This is a genomic window from Agrococcus terreus, from assembly GCF_014645235.1.
In the GTDB taxonomy this organism is placed as follows: Bacteria; Actinomycetota; Actinomycetes; order Actinomycetales; family Microbacteriaceae; genus Agrococcus; species Agrococcus terreus.
The window spans coordinates 929,826-952,909 of record NZ_BMLM01000001.1 but is presented as its reverse complement, the minus strand read 5'-3'; the positions used below and the strand labels follow the sequence as shown (position 1 = coordinate 952,909).

General features: G+C 74.0%; 25 protein-coding genes and 1 tRNA gene. 10 read left to right on the top strand and 16 right to left on the bottom strand.

The annotated features are described in order from the left end of the window. Window positions 1–8: 8 nt before the first annotated feature. A complete protein-coding gene (locus IEW90_RS04615; RefSeq protein WP_188716509.1) occupies window positions 9–1,217 on the top strand; it encodes a sensor histidine kinase in 1,209 nt (402 codons plus the stop codon). Between the two features lie 95 nt (window positions 1,218–1,312). Here IEW90_RS04615 and IEW90_RS04610 read toward each other — a convergent pair whose 3' ends face one another. Further along, window positions 1,313–2,029 (bottom strand): alpha/beta fold hydrolase, encoded by a 717-nt coding sequence (locus IEW90_RS04610; protein WP_188716507.1) that lies wholly within the window; start codon window positions 2,027–2,029, stop codon window positions 1,313–1,315. A 243-nt stretch (window positions 2,030–2,272) separates the two neighbouring features. Continuing rightward, window positions 2,273–3,865 carry a phosphoglycerate dehydrogenase gene (gene serA / locus IEW90_RS04605; protein ID WP_188716505.1) on the bottom strand — a complete coding sequence of 531 codons (1,593 nt, stop codon included), beginning with the start codon at window positions 3,863–3,865 and terminating at the stop codon, window positions 2,273–2,275. A gap of 166 nt (window positions 3,866–4,031) precedes the next feature. On the opposite strand from serA, the gene IEW90_RS04600 reads away from it, so the two are divergent. Continuing rightward, window positions 4,032–4,445: a hypothetical protein gene (locus IEW90_RS04600; protein ID WP_188716503.1), complete on the top strand. Its 414-nt coding sequence runs from the start codon at window positions 4,032–4,034 to the stop codon at window positions 4,443–4,445. Window positions 4,446–4,500: 55 nt separating this feature from the next. After that, complete coding sequence (locus IEW90_RS04595) at window positions 4,501–4,896, top strand: DoxX-related protein (RefSeq protein WP_188716501.1); 396 nt, start codon at window positions 4,501–4,503, stop codon at window positions 4,894–4,896. Window positions 4,897–4,941: 45 nt separating this feature from the next. Here the strand turns inward: IEW90_RS04595 and IEW90_RS04590 are convergent, their stop codons facing one another. The 8 genes from IEW90_RS04590 to ilvD form a co-directional block, all read right to left on the bottom strand. Beyond that, window positions 4,942–5,448 (bottom strand): hypothetical protein, encoded by a 507-nt coding sequence (locus IEW90_RS04590; RefSeq protein WP_188716499.1) that lies wholly within the window; start codon window positions 5,446–5,448, stop codon window positions 4,942–4,944. Continuing rightward, window positions 5,445–5,834: a hypothetical protein gene (locus IEW90_RS04585; RefSeq protein ID WP_188716497.1), complete on the bottom strand. Its 390-nt coding sequence runs from the start codon at window positions 5,832–5,834 to the stop codon at window positions 5,445–5,447. The genes IEW90_RS04590 and IEW90_RS04585 overlap by 4 nt, the downstream gene beginning before the upstream one ends. Before the next feature lie 78 nt (window positions 5,835–5,912). Then, a complete protein-coding gene (locus tag IEW90_RS04580) occupies window positions 5,913–6,902 on the bottom strand; it encodes a DUF2332 domain-containing protein (protein WP_188716495.1) in 990 nt (329 codons plus the stop codon). 64 nt (window positions 6,903–6,966) lie between these two features. After that, a complete protein-coding gene (locus IEW90_RS04575; RefSeq protein WP_188716493.1) occupies window positions 6,967–8,466 on the bottom strand; it encodes an FAD-dependent oxidoreductase in 1,500 nt (499 codons plus the stop codon). 91 nt (window positions 8,467–8,557) lie between these two features. Beyond that, window positions 8,558–9,583, bottom strand: a complete 1,026-nt coding sequence (gene ilvC / locus IEW90_RS04570; protein ID WP_188716491.1) for a ketol-acid reductoisomerase — start codon at window positions 9,581–9,583, stop codon at window positions 8,558–8,560. A gap of 34 nt (window positions 9,584–9,617) precedes the next feature. Further along, on the bottom strand, window positions 9,618–10,127 hold the full coding sequence (gene ilvN, locus IEW90_RS04565; RefSeq protein ID WP_188716489.1) for an acetolactate synthase small subunit: 510 nt from the start codon (window positions 10,125–10,127) through the stop codon (window positions 9,618–9,620). After that, window positions 10,127–12,043, bottom strand: coding sequence for an acetolactate synthase large subunit (locus tag IEW90_RS04560; protein WP_268236813.1), 1,917 nt, complete (start codon window positions 12,041–12,043; stop codon window positions 10,127–10,129). The genes ilvN and IEW90_RS04560 overlap by 1 nt, the downstream gene beginning before the upstream one ends. Then, a complete protein-coding gene (ilvD, locus tag IEW90_RS04555; RefSeq protein WP_188716478.1) occupies window positions 11,943–13,640 on the bottom strand; it encodes a dihydroxy-acid dehydratase in 1,698 nt (565 codons plus the stop codon). Before ilvD ends, IEW90_RS04560 begins: the two co-directional genes overlap by 101 nt. 140 nt (window positions 13,641–13,780) lie before the next feature. Between ilvD and IEW90_RS04550 the strand changes: the two genes are divergently transcribed. Continuing rightward, window positions 13,781–14,617 carry a sugar phosphate isomerase/epimerase family protein gene (locus IEW90_RS04550; protein ID WP_188716477.1) on the top strand — a complete coding sequence of 279 codons (837 nt, stop codon included), beginning with the start codon at window positions 13,781–13,783 and terminating at the stop codon, window positions 14,615–14,617. Between the two features lie 3 nt (window positions 14,618–14,620). On the opposite strand, the gene IEW90_RS04545 is transcribed toward IEW90_RS04550, so the two are convergent. Both IEW90_RS04545 and IEW90_RS04540 read right to left on the bottom strand, forming a co-directional pair. Beyond that, window positions 14,621–16,159, bottom strand: coding sequence for a multicopper oxidase family protein (locus tag IEW90_RS04545; RefSeq protein ID WP_229679486.1), 1,539 nt, complete (start codon window positions 16,157–16,159; stop codon window positions 14,621–14,623). Window positions 16,160–16,172: 13 nt separating this feature from the next. After that, the gene (locus IEW90_RS04540; RefSeq protein WP_188716473.1) at window positions 16,173–16,628 is read right to left on the bottom strand and encodes a hypothetical protein; all 456 of its coding nucleotides are present in this window, start codon (window positions 16,626–16,628) and stop codon (window positions 16,173–16,175) included. Window positions 16,629–16,934: 306 nt separating this feature from the next. Here IEW90_RS04540 and IEW90_RS04535 point away from each other — a divergent pair, with 306 nt between their 5' ends. The 3 genes from IEW90_RS04535 to IEW90_RS04525 all read left to right on the top strand — a co-directional run bounded on the left by IEW90_RS04535 (window position 16,935) and on the right by IEW90_RS04525 (window position 19,338). After that, window positions 16,935–17,171 carry a hypothetical protein gene (locus IEW90_RS04535; RefSeq protein ID WP_188716471.1) on the top strand — a complete coding sequence of 79 codons (237 nt, stop codon included), beginning with the start codon at window positions 16,935–16,937 and terminating at the stop codon, window positions 17,169–17,171. After that, complete coding sequence (locus IEW90_RS04530) at window positions 17,168–18,019, top strand: PfkB family carbohydrate kinase (protein ID WP_188716469.1); 852 nt, start codon at window positions 17,168–17,170, stop codon at window positions 18,017–18,019. Before IEW90_RS04535 ends, IEW90_RS04530 begins: the two co-directional genes overlap by 4 nt. Window positions 18,020–18,114: 95 nt before the next feature. Then, a complete protein-coding gene (locus tag IEW90_RS04525) occupies window positions 18,115–19,338 on the top strand; it encodes a pyridoxal phosphate-dependent aminotransferase (protein WP_188716467.1) in 1,224 nt (407 codons plus the stop codon). Between the two features lie 15 nt (window positions 19,339–19,353). On the opposite strand, the gene IEW90_RS04520 is transcribed toward IEW90_RS04525, so the two are convergent. Beyond that, on the bottom strand, window positions 19,354–19,503 hold the full coding sequence (locus IEW90_RS04520) for a hypothetical protein (protein ID WP_188716466.1): 150 nt from the start codon (window positions 19,501–19,503) through the stop codon (window positions 19,354–19,356). Between the two features lie 275 nt (window positions 19,504–19,778). On the opposite strand from IEW90_RS04520, the gene IEW90_RS04515 reads away from it, so the two are divergent. Then, on the top strand, window positions 19,779–19,973 hold the full coding sequence (locus IEW90_RS04515) for a hypothetical protein (protein WP_188716464.1): 195 nt from the start codon (window positions 19,779–19,781) through the stop codon (window positions 19,971–19,973). 103 nt (window positions 19,974–20,076) lie between these two features. Here IEW90_RS04515 and IEW90_RS04510 read toward each other — a convergent pair. After that, window positions 20,077–20,149, bottom strand: a tRNA-Lys gene (locus IEW90_RS04510). Window positions 20,150–20,232: 83 nt separating this feature from the next. Between IEW90_RS04510 and bcp the strand changes: the two genes are divergently transcribed. Then, complete coding sequence (gene bcp / locus IEW90_RS04505; protein WP_188716461.1) at window positions 20,233–20,706, top strand: thioredoxin-dependent thiol peroxidase; 474 nt, start codon at window positions 20,233–20,235, stop codon at window positions 20,704–20,706. 18 nt (window positions 20,707–20,724) lie between these two features. Here the strand turns inward: bcp and IEW90_RS04500 are convergent, their stop codons facing one another. Then, complete coding sequence (locus IEW90_RS04500; RefSeq protein WP_188716459.1) at window positions 20,725–21,123, bottom strand: hypothetical protein; 399 nt, start codon at window positions 21,121–21,123, stop codon at window positions 20,725–20,727. Between the two features lie 136 nt (window positions 21,124–21,259). Between IEW90_RS04500 and IEW90_RS04495 the strand changes: the two genes are divergently transcribed. Next, window positions 21,260–21,508: a WhiB family transcriptional regulator gene (locus IEW90_RS04495; RefSeq protein ID WP_188716457.1), complete on the top strand. Its 249-nt coding sequence runs from the start codon at window positions 21,260–21,262 to the stop codon at window positions 21,506–21,508. Window positions 21,509–21,575: 67 nt separating this feature from the next. Here IEW90_RS04495 and IEW90_RS04490 read toward each other — a convergent pair whose 3' ends face one another. After that, complete coding sequence (locus IEW90_RS04490) at window positions 21,576–23,081, bottom strand: sensor histidine kinase (protein ID WP_188716455.1); 1,506 nt, start codon at window positions 23,079–23,081, stop codon at window positions 21,576–21,578. Between the last annotated feature and the right edge of the window lie 3 nt (window positions 23,082–23,084).

Here is a 23,084-nt window from a genome sequence, read left to right as displayed (position 1 = left end):
GCACTGCCGTGTCGATCGAGGACATCGCCCGCCGAGAGGCCATCGCCGAGTACGAGGTCGTCGGGCGCCCGCCCGAGCCCGACCTGCAGGGGCTCGTCGAGCTCGCGGCCACCCTGTGCGGCGTGCCGCGCGCCGTCATCAACATCATCGACGACCGCTCGCAGCACCAGGTCGCGGCCGTCGGCTTCGAGCCTGACGTGTGCTCGCGCGAGGACTCGATGTGCGCGGTCGTGTTCCGCCACCCCGGGCACACGGTCGTGGCGGACGCGCGGCTCGACGACCGCTTCCGCGCGAATCCCTTCGTCACCGGCGAGGTCGCCAACGTCGTCTTCTACGCCTCGAGCCCGCTCGTGACGCCCGCCGGCATCCCGATCGGCACGCTGTGCGTGTTCGACGAGCGGACGGGCGAGCTCACCGACGCCGAGAGCCGCGGGCTCGCGCTGCTCGCGCACCAGGTGGTCGACGTGCTCGAGCTGCGCCGCATCACCCGCGAGCTCGGCCGCTCGAACGAGTCGCTCGCGCAGTTCGCCGGGCAGGTGAGCCACGACCTCCGCACGCCGCTCACGGCGCTCGCCGGGTTCCTCGAGCTCGCGGCCGACAGTCCCGAGCTCGTCGACGCGCCGCGCGCCGCCTCCGCGCTCTCGCGGGCGGAGGCCGCGACCGCCCGGATGTCGGCGCTCGTCGAGGACCTGCTCGACTACGCGCGCATCGGCGGCCGGCCGAGCCGTCGGCCCGTCGACCTCGCGGACGTCGTCGCCGACGTCGTCGACGACCTCGACGCGCAGGTCGCCGCGACGGGCGCCTCGCTCGAGGTCGATCCGCTCCCCGTCGTGCCGGGCGATCCGACGCTGCTGCGCGCGCTGCTGCAGAACCTGCTGTCGAACGCCCTGAAGTTCGGGGCGGCCGGCGGGCGCTCGCCGCGCGTGGAGGTGCGCTGCGACGAGCTCGACGGCGGCTGGCGCGTGCGCGTCGAGGACGACGGGCCGGGCGTGCCCGAGGCCGAGCGCGACCGCGTCTTCGGGCTGCTCGAGCGCGGTGCAGCGCAGGCGGACCCGGACGCGGCCGGCGCCGCCGACGGCCTCGGGATCGGCCTCTCGACCTGCCGTCGGATCGTCGAGGCGCTCGGCGGCCGGATCGGCATCGACGAGTCGCCTCTCGGCGGCGCAAGCGTGTGGGTGCTGCTGCCGGAGGGCGACCGGGCGCTCGTCGCGGCCTGAGCCGAGGCGGGGCTGGGCGGGGCTGGGCGGGGCTGCCCGCCGGGCGGGCGGGCGCGCCGCCGCCGCGCCGTGCGCGCCTTCGGCCGCGTCCGCGATCAGCGGCCGGCGGCGTCGATGAGGTCGGCGAGCTCGCGCGGGCGCGACCACATCGGCCAGTGGCCGGTCGGGAGGTCGACCGTCCGGAGCGCGCGCTGCTCGCCGAGCCCCCGGAGGAACCCGGCCCCCTGCTCGGCGTAGGCGCGGTACTCGTCGCCCGAGAACCCGGTGGCGACGAGCGTCTGCGGCACGTCGAGGCGGCGCTCGTCGCGCAGCACCGCCGCGTCGCGCACCGCGCCCGCGGGCTCGGGCACCGCCCGCTCGCGGAGCGTCGCCAGCTGCGCCTCCGTGAGGTCGCGCATCGAGCCGCCCTCGAGCTCCTCGTCCCACGCCGCGTCGATGGGCATCGCGTCGCCCTCGAACGACGCGTCCATCGCCTGGCCGTCGACCACGGGGCAGGTGTCGACCCACACGGCGTGCGCCACGGCATCCGGCCGGCGGTCGATCGCGATGGTGGCGGGGAACGCGGCGCCGGAGTGCGCGACGAGCACGACGGGGCCGTCGCCGATCGCGTCGAGCACGGCGGCGGCGTGGTCCTCGAGCGTCACCTCGCCGCGGCGCGGGTGCTCGGGCTCGAGCCCGGGCAGCGTGAGCGCGACGACGTCGCGGCCGCGCTCGCGGAGGATCGCAGCCACCTCGTCCCAGGCCCAGGCGCCCAGCCAGAAGCCGGGGACGAGCACGATGCGAGGAGCGGCAGCAGACGATGCGGTGTCCATGCCCCGACGCTAGCCCGCGCCGCCCACGCGCGACCAGCGTCCGCCCTCCCCCGGGACGAGTGGTCGCTGCATGGGAGCGAGTGGTCACGTCGCGCGATCAGTGGTCACGATCTGCTGCAGCAGCTGACCGATCCCGACATCTGGCGACCAGTGATCGCAGGGATCGACCACTCGATCCGGGTGCATCGCTCGAGTGGCGCCGATCGCGCCCGAGCGGCGCCGTCGGCGAAGGACGCGGATGCGTCAGAGCGGGCGGATCTCGATCTGCCGGATCGCGGTCGCCTCGATCGCGGCGCCGAGCTGCTCGACGAGCGCGTCGGGCGCGGCCTGGTCGATCGTGATGATCGACAGCGCCGTGCCGCCGGCCTCGGTGCGGGCGATCTGCATGCCGGCGATGTTGATGGCGGCCTCGCCGAACGCGCCGCCGTAGAGCGCGACGATGCCGGGGCGGTCCTCGTACTCCATGACGACGAAGTGCTCGGCCATCGGCACCTCGACCGACTGGCCGTTCACGGCGACGATCTTCTCGACCTGCTTCGGGCCGGTGAGCGTGCCGGCGACCGAGACGCGGCGGCCGTCGCTCGTGGCGGCGACGATCTCGACGACGTTGCGGTATTCGTCCGATCGCTCGTCGGCCGAGAGCTCGGAGGTGACGCCGCGCGACTCCGCGATGACGGGCGCGTTCACGAACGTCACCTGCTCCGAGACGATCGACGAGAAGAAGCCCTTGAGCGCCGCGAGGCGCAGCACCTTCACGTCGTAGCCGGCGAGCTCGCCGTGCACGAGCACGTCGACCGCCTCGATCGGGCCGGCGGCGAGGCCGGCGAGGAACTGGCCGAGCTTCTCGGCCAGCGGGATGCCGGGGCGCACGTACTCGTCGATGATGCCGCCCGCGACGTTCACCGCATCCGGCACGAGGTCGCCCGAGAGCGCGAGGCGCACCGAGCGGGCCACGGCGACGCCCGCCTTCTCCTGCGCCTCGTCGGTGGAGGCGCCGAGGTGCGGCGTGACCTGGATGTTGGGGGCCGAGGTGAGCGCGTCGTCCTTCGGCGGCTCCGAGACGAAGACGTCGATGCCGGCGCCGGCGATCCGGCCCTCGCGGAGCGCCGTCGCGAGCGCGGCCTCGTCGATGATGCCGCCGCGCGACGCGTTCACGATGCGCAGCGACGGCTTCGCCACCGCGAACTGCGCCTCGCCGATGAGGCCGACGGTCTCGGGCGTGCGCGGGATGTGGATGGTGACGAAGTCGGCCTCCGCCATGAGCTCGTCGAGGCTGCGCAGCTCGACGCCCAGCTGGGCGGCGCGCGCGGGGCTCACGAACGGGTCGAAGGCGATGAGCTTCGTGCCGAAGGCCGCGAGGCGCTCGGCGACGAGCACGCCGATGCGGCCGAGGCCGACGATGCCCACGGTCTTCTCGTAGAGCTCGACGCCCGTGTAGGCGGAGCGCTTCCACTCGCCGCGCTTCAGCGAGGCGTCGGCGGCGGGGATGTGGCGGGCGAGGCCGAGGATGTGCGCGATCGCGAGCTCGGCGGCCGAGACGATGTTCGACGTGGGCGCGTTCACGACCATGACGCCGGCGGCGGTCGCGGCGGGGATCTCGACGTTGTCGAGGCCGACGCCCGCGCGGGCGATGACCTGCAGCTTCGGCGCGTGGCCGAGGGCCTCCGCGTCGACCTTCGTCGCGCTGCGCACGAGGATCGCGTTCGCCTCGGCGAGCGCCTCGAACAGGGCGGGGCGGTCGGTGCCGTCGACGTGCCGGATGTCGAAGTCGGGCCCGAGGGCGTCGACGGTCGCGGCCGACAGCTCCTCGGCGATCAGGACGACGGGCTTGGACATGCGGATCTCCTCGGATGGGGGCTGATGAGGGAGGCAGCACGTCGTCGTGCCTGGGCCAGGATAGCGAGGCGCGCGTGCCATGCCCGGCCCTCCGACCCGGGACGTCACACGGCGGGTGCGCGTGTCGCGGGCGCCGAGGGCCGAGCCCGCACCGCAGGATGGCGGCGTGGACCCCCTCCGGATCGCGCAGCTCGTGCTGCGCATCGTGCTCGCGATCGCCTTCGTCGGGCTCGGCCTCTCGCATCCGGTGTGGCGCATCCGGAAGGCCATCATCGAGACGGTGCTGCCGTCGGCGCTCGTCGGCGGGCTGGACGGCGCCGCGGCGACGCGACGGATGGTCGGGGCCGCGAACGCGATCCTGGCGACGAGCGCGATCGGCGGCCTGGCCCTCCTCGCGCCGTGGCACGGCGTGCAGGTGGCGGGGGCGATCGCGCTCGCAGCGCTCGTGCTGCTGCTCGGCGCGCAGCACCTCGCCTCGCTCCGCGAGCACTGGGCGGAGCGGGCGTTCCGCGGCGAGCTCCTGCTCCAGGCCGCGGGCGTGCTCGTCGTGCCGTCGCTGCTCGTCGTCGCGGTGCTCTGACCCTCGGGGACCCGCGCCGCGCGCGCGACGCCGAGGATGCGGGAGGATGGAGGCGATGGACGCCTTCTCGATCGCGCAGCTGGTGCTGCGCATCCTCCTCGCCGTCGTCTTCGTCGGGATGGGCGCCGCCCACTTCGTGCCGCGCGTGCGGCGGACGATGGCGGCGATGATCCCCGCCCCGATCGCCGGCCCGGAGCGCCGCCGCGCGCTGCCGCTCGTGACGATCTCGGGCGTCGCCGAGATCCTGGGTGGCATCGGCCTGCTCGCGCCGTGGTGGGGCGTGCGCTTCGCCGCCGCGCTCGGCCTCATCGCGCTGCTCGTCGCGGTCTTCCCCGCGAACGCGCAGGCCGCGCGCGAGCCGGAGCGCTTCGGCCCCGCGGCCGTGCCCGTCGTGCCGCGCGCGATCGGGCAGGTCGTGCTCGGCGCGCTGCTGCTCGTCGCCGTCATCTGACGGCCCTCGGGATCAGCCGCGCAGCGCCGGCCGAGCGTCGAGGAGCTAGCCGCCGAGCGCGGCGATCGCGATCTGCCGGGCGAGCTGCTCGGCGAGCAGGCTCGCCTGCGCGCTCACCGCGAGGGCGACGAGCAGGATGCCGGCCTTCGCCACGATGCGGCGCCCACGGCCGAGCACGACGGCCGCGCCGAAGAGGAGCCCCGGCAGCGCGACGCCCGCGATGAGCAGCCACCACGGGATGGCGCCGGCGATGTCGGCGCCGATGTAGAGCAGCGGCAGCTGCTGGAGGTTCGTGACCGCCTCGACCGTGTCGTAGACGAACGCGAGCGCGAAGAGGAAGGCGACGATCCAGGCGTCGGCGGGGCGCTCGGCGGGTGCGTCGTCCGCGTTCGCCACGGCAGCGTCCGCGGCCGCATCCGACGACGGCGACGCCGCATCGGCCGCTCCGACCTCCGACGGCTCCGCCGCATCCGTCGTCGCGGCATCGATGCTGGCGCCCTCCGGCACGGCCTGCTCCTCCCGCTCGTCGCGCGGGTCGCGCGCGCCGCTCATGCGAGCAGCCCCGCGACGAGCGGCCAGGGGGCCGTGACCACGAGGCCGGCGAGCCACCAGGGCGCGCGGCGGGCGGCGGGCGCGAGCCGGTCGACGACGAACCACCATGCGAACGGGCCGACCACGGCCAGCAGCTCGCCCAGCTGGTAGAGCGCGAGGCCGACGAGGCTCGGCTGCTCGACCGGGTTCGCGACGACCACGACGACCCATCCGGCTGTCGCGGCGATCGCGAGCGCCAGCGCGAGCCAGCGGATCGCCTGGGGGCCTCGCTCGCGGGTCTGCGCGGCCGGCGCGGCGGCGGCGGGCGCGACGCGGGCGTCGCGCGGGGTCGCCCGATCGAGCTCGTCGTCGCCCTCCCAGCGGAGGGCGTCCTCGTCGCGGCTCACCCGATCGAGCCTACTCGGCGGACCGGCCGCCCGCCGCTGTGCGACGGCCATGCGCCGGAGGGCGCAGCGCGGAGCCCCTCAGCGCGCGATGTCGTCGAGCCAGGTCACGGCGCCGCCGTGCGGGTCGGTGATCGCGATCGGCTCGGCGTCGCGACGCAGCACGAAGTCGCCGGGCCCCGCCCACGGCGCGGGCGGCCCGATCTCGAGCGCGGCGCCCTCGTTCGCGACCCACGTGACGGGCAGCTCCCCCATGAGGTCCGCGAACGCGGCGCGCTCGAACGCCGGCACGTACGCGAGCACCGCCGAGTGCCACACGACCACGGTCGGCGCGTGCGCGGCCGCCTCCTCGACGAGCGCGCGGGTGTCGGCCGTGAGGTCGCCGCGGCGGAGGGACGCGGGCTCGCGCCGGGCGATCGCGACGGCGGTGCGGAGGCGGTCGACGCGCGCCCCGTCGACGCCGCCCGTCGCATCCGGCCAGACGAGCGCCTCGAGCCAGGCCTTCGTGTCGGGGTCGGCGGGATCGAGCGGCTGCAGGTCGATGCCGCCGCGCCAGGCCACCTGCGGCGGCGCGGCGGGGAGGGGCGTCGACGGCGAGGCGATCGCCTCGAGCAGCGGCAGGCTCGCGTCGCCGACGGAGCGGCCGGGGCCGAAGCGGTAGCGCCAGCGGTCCGGGTAGAGGCAGAGGCCGGCGGCGGCGCCGACCTCGACGAGCGCGATCGGCCCCACGAGGTGCGCGATGGCGGGCAGCAGGGTCGCCATCCGGCGCGCCTCGTTCGTCTGCGTCAGGCGCGCGAGCATGCAGGAGCGGATGGCGGGCCACGCGCCGACCACCATGTCGCGCACCTCGGCCCACGGCGCGATCGGGACGCCCTCGAACCGGGCGGAGGCGAAGAGGAGGTTGGGCTGGCGCTTCACCGGCTCGAGCTCGGCGATGAGCGCCGGCAGCTCGGGATCGGCGGCGACGCCGCGTGCCCACTCCGCGTAGCGCGGCGAGCGGTCGTCGGCCTCGACGTCCGCCCACCGCAGATAGGCCTGGGCGACCTTGCGGTCCTCGGTGACGCTCTCCACCGCTCCACCCTGCCACGCCCGGCAGGTCCGGTCGCAGGGCGCGCTCCGCGTCGGCGCGGGCCATCTACCCCGCGTGGGCCGCGCGGCGCAGGCCGCGGAGGCCGCACGCGGCGGGGCCCTCGAGGCGCGTGCCGTCGGGCGCGAAGCGGGAGCCGTGCGCCGAGCAGTCCCAGCTCGCCTCCTGCGCGTTCCACTGCACGAGGGCGCCGACGTGCGGGCAGAAGGCGGAGACGGATCGGGTCTCGCCCTCGACGGTCGAGGTCGCCACGAGCCGCGGACCCTCGAGGCCGACGCGCCCTTCCCCCTCGCCCGGCGCCTCGACCGGCCGCAGCGCCGCCGACGCCGCGCGCACCTGCGCCGCACCCACGGCGAGGCCCGAGCCGACGGCGCTGCCGAGCGCGGCGGGTGTCGCGCCCCTGCGCCGCAGCGTGCGCGCCCAGTCGGGCTCCGCGCCGCCCAGGCGGCCGGCGATCGCGAGCGCGCTGAGCACGCCGCTCGTCATGCCCCACTTGTCGAAGCCGGTGGCGAGCAGGATGCCGCCGCGGGACCCGGGCCGGGCGCCGATCCAGGGCAGCCGATCCGGGGTCCGATAGTCCTGCGCGCTCCAGACGTGCGTGCGCTCGGCGCCCGGGAACCGCGCGCGCACCCAGCCGTCGAGCTCGGCGACGAGCCGCCGCGGGTCGTCGTGCCGGCCGACCGGGTGGCCGGGGCCGCCCACCACGAGCACCTCCTCGCCGCGGTGCCGCGCGGTGCGCAGCGAGCGGGAGGGCGAGTCGACGCTGATCGCCATCGGCGCGGGCAGCGCGCCCGGGACTCGGTAGGCGGCCGCGTACGAGCGGTGCGCCTCGAGCAGCGACGAGGTGATGCGCGCCGGCACGGGCGAGCCGGTCGCGAGCACGGCGGCGCCCGCGCGGACCTCCCCCTCGTCCGTCGTCACGACGACGCCCCGCTCCGAGCGGCGCACGCCGCGCACGGTGCGACGGGCGATGATCGCGCCGTGCGCCCGCGCCTCCGCGGCCAGTGCGGCGAGCATGGCGACGGGCTGCACCTGCGCCTGCGCCTCGAGCTCGATCGCGCCAGCCACCGCGAACGGCAGCTGCTCGGCGCCGCCGTGCGCCGCGGGCACGCCGAGGCTGCGCGCGGCCTCCAGCTCCTGCTCGAGCGCGTCGGCGCCCTCCGGCGTCCACGCGAACGAGACGGCGGAGCGCCGCTCGACCTCGGCGCCCGCGCCGTCGAGCAGCTCGAGCAGCCACGACTGCGCCGCGCGCGAGCCGTCGACGAACGCCTGCGCCGCGTCGCGGCGGGCGAGCGAGAGGATGCGGTGCAGCCGGTCGGACTGCAGGAGGCTGACCTTCGCGGTCGTGCTCCCGGTGGCGAACGCGCCGGGTGCACGGGCCTCGAGCACGAGCACGGAGGCGCCCTGCCGGGCGAGCGCGACGGCGGTCGAGAGCCCGGTGATGCCCGCGCCGACCACGACCGCATCGGGCCGCTGCACGATCGCCTCGTCGAGCGCGATCGCGGGTCCGTCGTCGAGCCAGAGGGAAGCGTTCGGGGTACGAGGCATGTCCCCCACCCAACTCCTCCGACCTGGGTGCCGGATCCCAGACGACGAAGGAGGGGACCCCGATCGGGGTCCCCTCCTCAGCGACGCAGGGTCAGCGGGCGGCCGAGCCGTCCGTGTAGTCCGCGTCCGGCTGCTCCCAGGCGAACAGCGACCGCAGCTGCTTGCCCGTCGCCTCGATCGGGTGGCCGGCCTGCTTCGCGCGCAGTTCCTGGAACTCGGGCGCGCCGGCGTCCTGGTCCTCGATGAAGCGCTTCGCGAACGCGCCCGACTGGATGTCGGCGAGCACGGCCTGCATGTTCGTCTTGACGTCGGGGCTGATGACGCGGGGGCCCGAGACGTAGTCGCCGTACTCGGCCGTGTCGGAGATCGACCAGCGCTGCTTGGCGATGCCGCCCTCCCACATGAGGTCGACGATGAGCTTCAGCTCGTGGAGCACCTCGAAGTAGGCGATCTCGGGCTGGTAGCCGGCCTCGATGAGCGTCTCGAAGCCGTACTGCACGAGCTGCGAGGTGCCGCCGCAGAGCACGGCCTGCTCGCCGAAGAGGTCCGTCTCGGTCTCCTCGGTGAAGGTGGTGGTGATGCCGCCGGCGCGGAGGCCGCCGATGGCCTTCGCGTACGACCAGGCCGTGTCCCAGGCCTTGCCGGTGGCGTCCTTCTCGACGGCGACGATCACGGGCACGCCGCGACCGGCCTCGAACTCGCGACGGACGGTGTGGCCCGGGCCCTTCGGGGCGACGAGCACGACGTCGACGCCCTCGGGCGCCTCGATGTAGCCGAAGCGGATGTTGAAGCCGTGGCTGAAGAGGAGCGTCTTGCCCTCGGCGAGCGCCGGCGCGACCTCGTCCTTGTAGATGTGGCGCTGGTGCTGGTCGGGGGCGAGGATGACGATCACGTCGGCCCAGGCCGAGACCTCGGCGGGCGTGCCGACCTCGAAGCCGGCCTCGGTCGCCTTGGCGCGCGACTTCGACTCCGGCTGGAGGCCGACGCGGACCTCGACGCCCGAGTCGCGCAGGTTGAGCGCGTGCGCGTGGCCCTGCGAGCCGTAGCCGATGATGGCGACCTTCTTGCCCTGGACGATGCCGAGGTCGGCACCGTCGTCGTAGATGACCTCAGTCATTGCGGTTCCCTCCGTGGTGGTCTGGTTCGAGGCGCTATGCCTTGAGCACGCGCTCGCTGATGGACTTGCCGCCGCGCCCGATGGCGAGGAGGCCCGACTGCGCGATCTCCTTGATGCCGTACGGCTCCAGCAGCCGGAGCAGCGCCTGGCACTTCGAGGAGTCGCCCGTCACCTCGACGACGAGCGCGTCGGTGGTGACGTCGACGACGCGCGCGCGGAACAGCGTCGCGGCCTCGAGGATCTGGGAGCGGGTGGCGTTGTCGACCTTGACCTTGACGAGCATGTGCTCGCGCTGCACCGACTGGGCCGGCTCGAGCTCGACGATCTTCACGACGTTGACGAGCTTGTTCAGCTGCTTCGTGACCTGCTCGAGCGGCAGGTCCTCGACGTCGACGACGACGGTGATGCGCGAGAGGCCGGGCACCTCGGTCTTGCCGACCGCGAGCGACTCGATGTTGAAGCCGCGGCGGGCGAAGAGGCCGGCGACGCGCGTCAGCAGGCCGGGCTTGTCCTCGACGAGGAGCGACAGGACGTGCGTGCTCATCACTCCTCCTCCCACACCGGGCTGTGATCCTTCGCGTACTGCACGAAGGAGTTCGAGACGCCCTGCGGCACCATCGGCCACACCATCGAGTCCTTCGACACGATGAAGTCGATGACGACGGGGCGGTCGTTCGTCTCGAGCGCGAGCGCGATGGCCGGGTCGATCTCCTCGGGCTTCGTGACGCGGATCGACAGGCAGCCGTAGGCCTCGCCGAGCTTCACGAAGTCGGGGATCATGCGCGCGTCGTCGCCGGTCTCGAGGTCGGTGAAGGAGTAGCGGCCCTCGTAGAAGAGGTTCTGCCACTGCCGCACCATGCCGAGCGACGAGTTGTTGATGACGGCGACCTTGATGGGGATGTCGTTGAGCGCGCAGGTGGCGAGCTCCTGGTTCGTCATCTGGAAGCAGCCGTCGCCGTCGATCGCCCACACGACGCGCTCGGGCTCGGCGACCTTCGCGCCCATCGCGGCGGGCACCGCGTAGCCCATGGTGCCGGCGCCGCCGGAGTTGAGCCACGCGTTCGGGCGCTCGTACTTGATGAACTGCGCGGCCCACATCTGGTGCTGGCCGACGCCCGCGGCGTAGACGCCCTCGGGGCCGGTGAGCTCGCCGATGCGCGAGATGACGTGCTGCGGCGAGAGCTTGCCGTCGGTCGGCTCCGAGAAGCCGAGCGGGAAGCGCTCCTGGAGGCCCTGGAGGCGCTCCCACCAGTCGGTGAGGTCGGGCCGGTCGCTCGCGGCGAGCTCCTGGAACGCGATCGAGAGGTCGGAGAGCACGTCGCGCACGTCGCCCACGATGGGCACGTCGGCGGCGCGGATCTTCGAGATCTCGGCCGGGTCGACGTCGACGTGGACGACCTTCGCGCCCGGGGCGAACTCCGCCACCTTGCCGGTGACGCGGTCGTCGAAGCGGGCGCCGAGCGCGACGATGAGGTCGCACTCCTGGAACGCGAGCACCGCCGGCACCGAGCCGTGCATGCCGGGCATGCCGAGGTGCTGCGGGTGCGAGTCGGGGAACGCGCCGCGCGCCATGAGCGTCGTCACGACGGGCGCGCCCGTCGCCTCGGCGAACTCGCGCAGCTCGGCCGACGCCTTCGCGCGGATCACGCCGCCGCCCACGTACAGGAGCGGGCGCTGCGACGCGGCGAGCAGCTGCGCCGCCGCCGTGATCTGCTTGCCGTGCGCCTTCGTGACCGGGCGGTAGCCGGGCAGGTCGACGCGGTCGGGCCACACGAACGGCGCCGACTCCTGCTGCGCGTCCTTCGTGATGTCGACGAGCACGGGGCCGGGGCGGCCGCTCGAGGCGACGTGGAACGCGGCCTGGATGGCGGCGGGCACGTCGGCGGCGCGCTTCACCTGGAAGGAGTGCTTCGTGATGGGCATCGTGATGCCCGTGATGTCGGCCTCCTGGAACGCATCCGTGCCCATGAGGTGGCTGAACACCTGGCCGGTGATCGCGACCATGGGCACGGAGTCCATGTAGGCGTCGGCGATGGCGGTCACGAGGTTCGTCGCGCCCGGGCCGGAGGTGGCGATGCAGACGCCGACGCGGCCCGTGGCGGCGGCGTAGCCCTCTGCCGCGTGGCCGGCGCCCTGCTCGTGCCGGACGAGGATGTGCCGGATCGCCGACTGCTGCATGAGCTCGTCGTAGAACGGGATGATGGCGCCGCCGGGGAGGCCGAAGACGTCCTCGACCCCGAGCAGCTCGAGCGACTTGAGGACCGCGCCGGAGCCCGTGAGCACGGGCGGCTCGGCGCTGCGCGGCGGGGCAGGCCTGGGTGTGATGGTCATGGCTCTCCTGAGCGTCGACGCGCGTGCGTCAGCCCGTGACCGCGCCGTGGGCGGCCGAGCGCACGAGACGCGCGTACTTGGCGAGGACTCCGCGCGTGTAGCGCGGCGGCAGCGGCTCCCAGCCCTCACGCCGGGAGGCGAGCTCTGCCTCGTCGACGATCAGGTCAAGCGAGCGAGCGGCGATGTCGACCTTGATGCGGTCTCCGTCGCGCACGAAGGCGATCGGACCGGAGTCGACCGCCTCAGGGGCGATGTGGCCGATGCAGAGGCCGGTTGTGCCGCCCGAGAATCGTCCGTCGGTCAAGAGTAGTACATCCTTGCCGAGGCCCGCGCCCTTGATGGCGGCGGTGATCGCGAGCATCTCGCGCATGCCGGGGCCGCCCTTCGGGCCCTCGTAGCGGATGACGACGACGTCGCCGGCGGCGATCTCGCCGGCCGTCAGCGCATCCATCGCCGCGCGCTCGCGGTCGAACACGCGTGCGGGGCCCTCGAAGACCTCGGCGTCGAAGCCTGCGGTCTTCACGACCGCGCCCTCGGGCGCGAGCGAGCCGGAGAGGATCGTGAGGCCGCCGGTGGCGTGGATCGGGTTCGAGAGCTCGCGCACGACGGTGCCGTCGATGGGCTCGGGGTCGAGCGCGGCGAGGTTCTCGGCGAGCGTGCGGCCCGTGACGGTGAGCACGTCGCCGTGCAGCAGGCCCGCGTCGAGGAGCGCCCGCATGACGACGGGCATGCCGCCGACGCGGTCGAAGTCCTGGGCGACGTAGGCGCCGAAGGGCTTGACGTCGGCGAGGTGCGGCGAGCGCTCCCCCACCCGGCGGAAGTCCTCGAGCGTGAGCTCGACCTCGGCCTCGTGCGCGATCGCGAGCAGGTGGAGCACCGCGTTCGTCGAGCCGCCGAGCACCATGGCGACGGTGATGGCGTTCTCGAACGCCTCCTTGGTGAGGATGTCGCGGGCGGTGATGCCCTTGCGCAGCAGCTCCACGACGGCCTCGCCGGACTTCCGCGCGTAGTAGTCGCGGCGGCGGTCGGCCGAGAGCGGCGTCGACGAGCCGGGCAGGCTCATGCCGAGCGCCTCGGCGATGCACGCCATCGTGTTCGCCGTGTACATGCCGCCGCAGGCGCCCTCGCCGGGTGCGAAGCCGCACTCGATGCGGTGCAGGTCCTCTGCCGAGATCTTGCCGGCCTTGTACGCGCCGACCGCCTCGAACGAGTCGATGATCGTCATCGACTTCGGGATCGTGCCGTCCTCGAGCTTCGCGAAGCCCGGCGCGATCGAGCCCGCGTAGACGAAGACGCTCGCGAGGTCGAGGCGGGCCGCGGCCATGAGCATGCCGGGCAGAGACTTGTCGCAGCCCGCGAGCAGCACGGTGCCGTCGAGGCGCTCAGCGTTGACGACGACCTCGACGGAGTCGGCGATGACCTCGCGGCTCACGAGCGAGAAGTGCATGCCCTCGTGGCCCATCGAGATGCCGTCCGAGACGGAGACGGTGCCGAACTGCAGCGGGAACCCGCCGCCGGAGTGCACGCCGTCCTTGGAGGCGCGGGCGAGGCGGTCGAGCGAGAGGTTGCACGGCGTGATCTCGTTCCACGAGCTCGCGATGCCGATCTGCGGCTTCTCCCAGTCGCCGTCGCCCATGCCGACGGCCCGCAGCATGCCGCGGCTCGTGGTGGCCTCGACGCCGTCCGTGACGGCGCGCGAGCGCGGCTTGATGTCGATCTCAGGCATGGGGCCGATCCTACGCCGACGGCGCATGTCTGATCGGCCTCGGCGTGCGGGTCGCCGCGGCCTCGGCGCGGGGCATGCGGACACCATGAGCATCCCCGCCGGCCACCGCGCATCCACCTGGAGGGTCTACGGTCGACTCCATGATCAAGGTCGGGCTGAGCACGATCTCCGTCTTCCCCAAGAGCGTGGAGGACGGCTTCCGCCTGTCGCACGAGGCGGGCTACGACGGCGTCGAGGTGATGGTGACCACCGACGCGCGCACGCGCAGCCCCGAGCGGCTGCTCGAGCTCTCGGAGCGCTACCACCAGCCGATCCTCGCGATCCACGCGCCCGTCGTGCTGCTCACGACCTTCGTCTGGGGCCGGGACCCGTTCGTGAAGCTCGACCGCTCGGCGGAGCTCGCCGTCGCCGTCGGCGCGCCGACGGTCGTCGTGCACCCGCCGTTCCGCTGGCAGGGCCGCTACGCGCGCACCTTCGAGCAGGCGGTGCGCGACACGGAGGCGAAGCACGGCGTCGAGGTCGCGGTCGAGAACATGTTCCCCTGGTCGGCCGGCGGCATCGACCGCCAGGCGTACCTGCCGGGCATCGACCCGAGCCTCATGGACGTGCCGCACGCCACGCTCGACTTCTCGCACTGCGCGCTCGCCAAGCGCGACTCGATGGAGCTCGCGCTCGACCTGGGCGACCGCCTCCGCCACCTGCACCTCACCGACGGCGTCGCCGCCGAGGAGGGGAAGGTGTTCGACGAGCACCTGCTGCCCGGCCACGGCAACGAGCCGGTCGCCGAGGTGCTCGAGATGCTCGCGGCGCAGGAGTGGACGGGCCAGGTGGTCGCCGAGATCAAGACGCGGCAGGCGCGCAGCGAGCGCGACCGGCTGCGGCTCCTGCGCGAGGCGCTGCACTTCGCGCGCGAGCACCTCGGCCAGCTGGGCGACGACGCGCCCGAGCCCGAGCGCGCCGCGTCCGAGCAGGGCTGAGCCCTACTCGGGCTCGTTGCCGGAGTCGCGCCCCAGCAGGTAGGGCGTCGTCACGCCCTCGTACACGAGGTGCGTCTGCAGCCCCTCCACCGCGTGCGGCAGCGTGTGGCAGTGGTCCATCCAGACGCCCGGGTTGTCGGCGACGAACGCGATCTCGTACGTCTCGCCGTGGCCGACGTCGAGCGAGTCGACCCACCAGGGGCTGCCGGACGCCGGTACGCCGTCGCGCGAGAGCACCACGGCGTGGTGGCCGTGGAGGTGCATGGGGTGCACCTCGCCGCTGCCGTTGGCGATGCGCATCCGCACCACGTCGCCCTCCGCGACGACGTAGGCGGGCACGTCGCCGCCCATCCGGCCGTTGATGGTCCACCAGATGCCGGGGCGGCCGTCGAGGAAGCCGGGCATGCGGCCGATGTCGTAGGCGAAGTCGCGGTCGGGGTCGGCGGCGTCGAGGCCGAGCGGTGCCGGCTCGCCGTAGTCGAGCGGATCGAGCGCCTCGGCGGGCGCCGCGAGCTCGGGCGGCGAGGCCCCCGCCGGGCCGACGACGAGCGAGACGCCCGGCGCCTGCACGCGTGCGCCGCCGGGCGGCACGCGCAGCTCGAGGTCGGCGCGGCCGCCCGCCGTCACGGCGACCCGCAGGCCCTCCACCTGCCCAGGTTCGTGCAGGTCGGTGCCGTCGATCGCGATCAGGCGGAAGGGCGCGCTCGCCCACGCGACGGTCGGCGAGCTGTCGGTGTTGGCGATCCGCACGCGCACGAGCGACCCCGCCGCCGCGACGTGCCGCACCTCGCCCGAGACGCCGTCGAGCGTGCGGGACGTGCCGGGATAGGTGTGCAGCAGCGCGACGACGTCGAGCGCGTGCGGCGGTTCGGCCGCCTCGGCGGGCTCGACCACGAGCGCGCCGAAGAGGCCGCCGGCCACCTGCGCGTGCGACACCTGGTGCGCGTGGTACCAGTACGAGCCGGCGTCCTCGGCGACGAACCGGTACGTGGACGAGCCGCCCGGGGGCACCGCGTCCTGCGTGACGCCCGCGACGCCGTCCATGGCGGCGGGCACGTCGACGCCGTGCCAGTGGAGGGTCGTGCCCGCCGCGACCGACTCGTTGCGGAGCGCCACCTCGACGAGCTCGCCCTGGCGCGCGCGGATCTCGGGACCGGGCGTCGAGCCGTTCAGGGTGAAGCCGTCGACCGCCTCGCCGCCCGGCAGCACGATGCGCTCGGCGCGCGCGACGAGCTCGACGCGCACGTCGGCGGGCCGGGCCGGATCGGCGACGAGCTCGGTGATCGGCGTGCCGGCGGTCGTCGGAGCGCCCTCGGTGCTCGGCTCCGCTCCCCCGTGCCCGTGGCCGCCGACGACCGCCGCAGCGCCGCCGAGGTCGGGCACGCCCATCGCCATCGAGGAGTAGGTGCCGGGCCGGATGCTCGCGGCCCAGGCGGCCAAGACGACCACGAGGAGCACGCCCGCCGCGACGAGGCCGAGCGCGCGCAGGGCGCGCCGGAGCCGCGCGCGGCGCCCGTCGGGCGCCCGCGCGGCGGCCGGCACGGCCGCGGCGGCGTCAGGCGACGCCGACCGCCGAGCGCCGCGGCTCGACCGCATCCGTTCTGCCTGCGCGGAGCGCCGCCCAGAGCGCGACGCCGAAGATCGCGAGCGCGTTGACGCCGTGCAGGAACGCCAGCGCCGTCATCTCGTGGCCGAGGAGCCCGAGGGTCACCTGCAGCGCGACGAGCGCGAGGATGGCCACGGCGCGCACGACGCCGCCGGGGATCCGCGCGAGGAACGCGACGACGAGCAGCACGAGCGCGACGAGCGGGATCGCGTACATGCCGTTCATGCCGTGGATCATGAAGCCGAGCGCCTCGGGGAACGGCGGCGGGCCCTCCGCGCTCGGGTCGAGCGTGCCGCCCTCGCCGATGAAGAGGGCGATGCCGGCGGACGCCCAGGCGTGCGAGGCCGCCTGGAGCATGACGAGGGCGCAGATGAGGTACGCGAGGACGCGGTAGGCGATGCGCACGATGACTCCTCCGTGGGGGTCGTCAGGGTCGGCGCTGTGGCCGATCGGAGGGAGCGGGATGCGCGATCCCGGGTGCCCGGGACCGCACCGTTGCGGCGAGGCCGGGGGCGCGGCCGCGGCACGATGTCGCGGCGAGTTTCGGAACAATGTCATGGAACGCCTGTGCGGCGGCCATGTCAAGCAGGGCGGGCCTCGCTCCTGCTCAGGCTCCGCTCAGGCGCCGCCGCGCTCTGGCCGCGCCGCCGTGCCCCGTCGGATGCCGCACCCAGCCTGCCGCGGCTACCGTGGTCGCGACGAGGAGGCACCATGCGCAAGTACCTGTTCAACGCCGGAGTGATCAGCGCGCTCACGAGCGCGATCCCGGTCGTGAAGTCGACCCGCACCGGCCCGCGCGACTGGCGGCTGGCGCTGCTCTGGGTGAGCTGGGGCGTGGGCGTCGCGCTCGCGATCGGCGCGGTCGCGCAGCGCGAGGAGGCCGTGCGGCAGGAGGAGCTCGAGCGCGAGCTCGAGCGCGCCGCCAAGGGCAAGGGCAAGCGGCGGTGACCGAGCGCGTCCTCGTGGTCGGGGACGCCCTCGTCGACGAGGTCGACGGCGCCTCGATCGTGGGCGGCGCCGCCCTCAACGTCGCGGTGGGGCTCGCGCGGCTCGGGGTCCCGGCGACGCTCGTCGCCATGGTCGGCGACGACGAGCCCGGCGCCGCGGTGCGCGAGCACTGCGCCGCCCACGGGGTCGAGCTCGTGGCGACGCCCGCGCCGAACGGCACGGCGGTCGCGACCGCGGAGCGCGTCGGCGGCACGATGCGCTACCGCTTCAACCGTGCGGGCGTCGAGCGGTTCGTCGACCTCGCCCCCGTCGCCGACCGCCTCGCGGCCGCGCCGCTCGTGGTCGTCTCGTGCCTCGCGCTCGAGCACGAGGCGCAGGTCGCGCCGCTCGCCGCGCTCCCCGGCCGCCTCATGGTCGACCCCAACGCGCGCCCCGCCTACCTGCAGGAGCCCGGCGCGCCCGAGCGCTTCGCCGCCGGGCTCGACCGGCTCGCCGCCCGCGCGCTGCTCGTCAAGCTCAGCGACGAGGACGTCGAGCTCGTCTACGGCGAGCCGCCGGAGGCGACGGCGCAGCGGCTCCTCGATGCCGGCACCGGCGCGGTCTGCATCACGCGCGGCCCCGACGGCGCCGAGATCTGCACGCGCGAGGCCTGCGCCCGCGCCGCCGTGCCGCAGCTGGAGGCGCCGCTCGTCGACACGATCGGCGCCGGCGACAGCGTGCTCGCCACGCTCGCGGCCGCGGTCGCCGCCGACGAGCACGAGGCCGGATGGGCGGCGCCCCTCGAGCGCGCGATGGCCGTCGCGGCCGCCACCACCCGCTCCGCCGGCGGCCTGCTGCAGCTGCCCTGAGCGACGCGGCGCCCGCGCCTCCCGCGTGCCGCCGTCGCGCCCGGCGCGCCAGTCGGCGCCGAGTGGCACGCCGGGCGCCCGCCTAGCATGGTGCAATGGCGCTCAAGTCCCTCGACCAGTCCTCGAAGCTGAAGCACGTCCTCTACGAGATCCGCGGCCCGGTGGCCGCCGAGGCCGCGCGGCTCGAGGCCGAGGGCCACCGCATCCTGAAGCTCAACATCGGCAACCCCGCGCCGTTCGGCTTCGAGACGCCCGACACGATCGTGCAGGACATGATCGCCAACCTGCCCCTCGCCGAGGGCTACTCCGACTCCAAGGGCATCCTCTCCGCACGCCGCGCCGTCGTCACGCGGTACGAGGACGTCGAGGGCTTCCCGCCGCTCACGGTCGACGACGTCTACCTCGGCAACGGCGTCTCCGAGCTCATCACCATGACGATGCAGGCGCTCCTCGACGTCGGCGACGAGGTGCTCATCCCCGCCCCCGACTATCCGCTCTGGACGGCGATGACGTCGCTCGGCGGCGGCACGCCCGTGCACTACCTCTGCGACGAGCAGTCCGACTGGGCGCCCGACCTCGACGACATCGCGTCGAAGATCACCGACCGCACGAAGGCGATCGTCGTGATCAACCCCAACAACCCCACGGGCGCGGTCTACTCCCCCGAGGTGCTGCAGGGCATCGTCGACCTCGCGCGCCAGCACTCGCTGCTCATCCTCGCCGACGAGATCTACGACCGGATCCTCTACGACGGCGCCGAGCACACCTCGATCGCCTCGCTCGCGCCCGACCTGCTCGTGCTCACCTACAACGGCCTCTCGAAGACCTACCGGGCGGCCGGCTTCCGCGCCGCGTGGCTCGCGATCACGGGGCCGAAGACGCACGCGCAGGGCTTCCTCGAGGGGCTGACGCTCCTCGCGTCGACGCGCCTGTGCCCGAACGTGCCGGCCCAGTACGGCATCCAGGTCGCGCTCGGCGGGCACCAGTCGATCGAGGACCTCATCCTCCCCGGCGGCCGCCTGCTCGAGCAGCGCGACGCGGCCGTGCAGGGGCTGCAGTCGATCCCCGGCGTCTCGGTCGTCGCGCCCAAGGGCGCGCTCTACGTCTTCCCGCGGCTCGACCCCGAGGTGCACGAGATCCACGACGACGCGCGCTTCGCGCTCGACCTGCTGCGCCAGCAGAAGATCCTCGTGACGCACGGCACGGGCTTCAACTGGCCGACGCCCGACCACTTCCGCATCGTGACGCTCCCCTGGAAGCGCGACCTCGTCGACGCGGTGGGGCGGATCGGCGACTTCCTGGCGTCGTACCGCCAGTAGCCGTCCGGCCGGCCCTCACAGGGCGAGGTCCTCGTCGGGGCGCACGGGCTCGGGCTCGGCGCCCCGAGCCCTTCGGGCGATGGCCAGGCCGACGCTCGTGGCGGCGACCGAGGCGGTGATCGCGGCGGCGACGACAGGGGGCCACAGCTCCTCGTCGAGATGCACGGCGACTACCGGTCCGTTCCGTGAGTGATCGTCACGTTCAGGATCCTGCCATGCGGCGGAGCGGCTCGCGCTGACGAGCGGAGATCGTTTTCGGATCGTAACCGGACGACGCATCCGGACGTCCGCGCCGTAGCCGGGACGGGGGCGCTGGGGTACGGTGGACGCGACGACCGCCGATCTGGCGGAAGCCAGCGCACGTCTCGTCGAGTTCGTTCCGACACCTTGCAGCGCTTGTGTGGCGCCTTCGCTGTCTGGCACACCAGAAAGGCCCGTTCGTGGCCCTCCCCGTCGACCTCGCGTCGATCCTGCCCCTCATCCTCGTCCTGACGCTCTTCCCGATCGCCGTCGCCGTCGGAGTCTTCGCGCTCCGAGCCGCGATCGTGCGCCGAGCGCGGTCCCGCTCCCCGATCGCGACCGCACCCGTCCCGCTCCCGGTCGCCGTGGCCGAGACTCCGCCGCCGACGCCGTAGACCTCACCCCCGGCTGCGCCCCGCGCGCAGCCGGGCCGGCGGCCGCCGCTCGCGGGCATGACGAAAGGCCCGGTCAGACGTGCGTCTGACCGGGCCTTGCTCGTACACCCCCCGGGACTCGAACCCGGAACCAATTGATTAAGAGTCAACTGCTCTGCCAATTGAGCTAGAGGTGCATGGCTGCTGTGCCGAGGAACAACTCTAGCACGCCTCCGAGCCTGTGCGCGCACCGCACGGGCCGCCTGCTTGGATGGCAGGGATGACGCACCTCGAGCCCGGCATGCCCGCACCCGACTTCGCCCTGCAGGACCAGGACGGCCGCACGGTGCGGCTCGCCGACCTGGCCGGCCGCAAGGCGATCGTCTACTTCTACCCCGAGGCGATGACGAGCGCCTGCCGCCAGCAGGCGTGCGACTTCACCGAGCGCATGCCCGACCTGTCGCGGCGCGGCTACGCGGTGGTCGGCATCTCGAAGGACCCGGTCGAGAAGCTCGCCCGGGCGCGCGACGCCGACGACCTCGGCTTCCCGCTGCTCAGCGACGCCGATCTCGCCGTGCACGAGGCGTGGGGCACCTACGGCGAGAAGAACAGCTACGGCCGGATCGTGATGGGCGTGCGGCGCTCGACGTTCGTGCTCGACGAGCAGGGCGTCATCACGCACGCCTTCTACAGCACGAAGGCGAAGGGGCACCTCGACATGCTCGACAAGCGCCTGGGGTTCAGCGCGGCCTGATCGACCCCGCGGCCGCGGCTACGCCTCGCGGCGCAGCCAGCCGGTGACGCTGCGGCGCAGCACGAGCACCATGCCCGCGATCGCGAGCGCCGCGAGCACGAGCGCGAGCGGCACGGGGCCCTCGCCGCCGTCGAACGTGCCGAGGGCGACGCCGAGCTGCAGCACCTGCCAGACGACCGCGGCGCTGCGCGCCCATGCGCGGCCGTCGAGCATCGCCCGGCCCGCCTGCGCGAGGAACAGCCCGGAGCCCGCGGCCAGCACCGCGAGGAAGAGCCCGCCGCCGAGGTGCTCGATGGGGTCGCCGAAGGACGCGATCGCCAGGTAGACGGCGACGCCGATCATGCCGAGCGCCTCGACGAGCAGCAGCGCACCCGCCCAGGTGGCGGCCCTGGGACGTGCCGGCGCGGCCTCGCTCACGGAATCGACCCTTGCCTCTCTGGGGGCGCTGTGGAACCATGGAAAGTCGGGCGGCAGCGCAGCCGAGCCCATCAGACTTCCCGCGCTGCGGCATCCCGTCAGCGCACTTCCCCTCCAATGTACAAGGAGAACATGTATGGATTGGCGTGACGACGCAGCCTGCCTGACGGTCGACCCCGAGCTCTTCTTCCCGGTGGGTAACACCGGGCCGGCGCTCGAGCAGATCGAGAAGGCGAAGGCCGTCTGCGCGACGTGCCCGGTGACGGAGCAGTGCCTGCAGTACGCCCTCGAGACCAGCCAGGACTCGGGCGTGTGGGGCGGGCTCTCCGAGGACGAGCGACGCGCGCTCAAGCGCCGCGCCGCGCGTGCTCGCCGCGCCGGCTGACAGCAGCATCACCGCATGAGCGGGGCAGCCCTCCCGGGCGGCCCCGCTCATCGCTTGTCCGCCGCGGTCAGCCGCGGTCGTGCTGGATGTAGCTCAGCGGCACGCGCACGGTCACCTCGGTGCCCTCGACCGGGCGCGAGCCCCAGTCGATCGAGCCCGACAGCTCGCCCGTCACGAGCGTCTTGACGATCTGCGTGCCGAGGCCGGAGCCCACGCGCCCGGGCGGGAGTCCCGCGCCGTTGTCGCACACCTGCACCGTGAGCCACTGGTCGTCGCGCGCAGCGGTGATCCGCACGAGGCCGTCGTCGCGGCCCGCGAGGCCGTGCTCGACCGCGTTCGTGACGAGCTCGGTGAGCGCGAGCGCGAGCGGCGTCGCGTAGCCCGAGGGCAGCACGCCGAAGCTGCCGCGACGCTCGGTGCGCACCTGCGCGCCGTGGATGGACGCGAGCTCGCTCGTGAGCTTCATCGAGCGGTCGAAGACCTCGTCGAAGTCGACCGACTGGCTCAGTCCCTCCGAGAGCGTGTCGTGCACGACGGCGATCGACGAGACGCGCCGCTCCGCGTTCTGCAGCGCGGTGCGCGCCTCGTCGCTCTGCGTGCGCCGCGACTGGATGCGCAGGAGCGCCGCGACCGTCTGGAGGTTGTTCTTCACCCGGTGGTGGATCTCGCGGATCGTCGCGTCCTTGGTGATGAGCGTCTGCTCCTGGAGGCGCTGGTCGGTGACGTCGCGCACGAGCACGATCGCGCCGAGCCGTTCGGCGCCGCGGCGCAGCGGGATCGCGCGGAGCGAGAGCGTGACGAGCCGCGTCTCGATGTCGGTGCGCCAGGGTGCGCGCCCCGTGACGACGAGCGGCAGCGTCTCGTCGACCTCGTGGGAGTCGTCGATGAGCTCGGTGGTGATCTCGGCGAGCGACTGACCCTCGAGCTCGCCGCGGAAGCCGAGGCGCGTGAACGCCGAGAGCGCGTTGGGGCTCGCGAAGGTCGCGGTGCCGGCCTGGTCGAGGCGGATGAGGCCGTCGGAGACGCGCGGTGCGCCGCGGCGGGGGCCCGTGGGCGCCGACTGGTCGGGGAAGTCGCCGTCGGCGATCATCCGGAACAGCTCGTCGGCGCACTCCTTGAAGGTGCGCTCCTGCCGGCCGGCGGAGCGGATGTCGGCGTGGTTCGCGTGCCGCGTGATGACCGCGATGGGCGCGGCGACCACGTTCGTCGACGGCTCGGCCTCGCGGCGGCGCACGGGGATCGCGCGCACCTGCGCGTCGGCGTCGACGCCCCAGGCGGGCGAGGCGGCGTCGAGCAGCACGCCCTCGCTGTGCACGCGGCCCACCTGCTCGCGCCACGCGTTCCGCACGGGCTGGCCGACGATGTCGCGGTAGAAGAGGGTCGCCGCACCCGCGGGCCGCGCGTGGTGGACCGCGATGAAGCCGTCGGGATCGCCCGTGGGCACCCACAGCACGATGTCGCCGATCGCGAGGTCGGCGAGCACCTGGAAGTCGGCGGTCAGCCGATGCAGCCACTGCACGTCCTGGTCGGAGAGGCGGCCGTAGCGCTCGGCGATGGCACTCAGGCTCGTCACCCG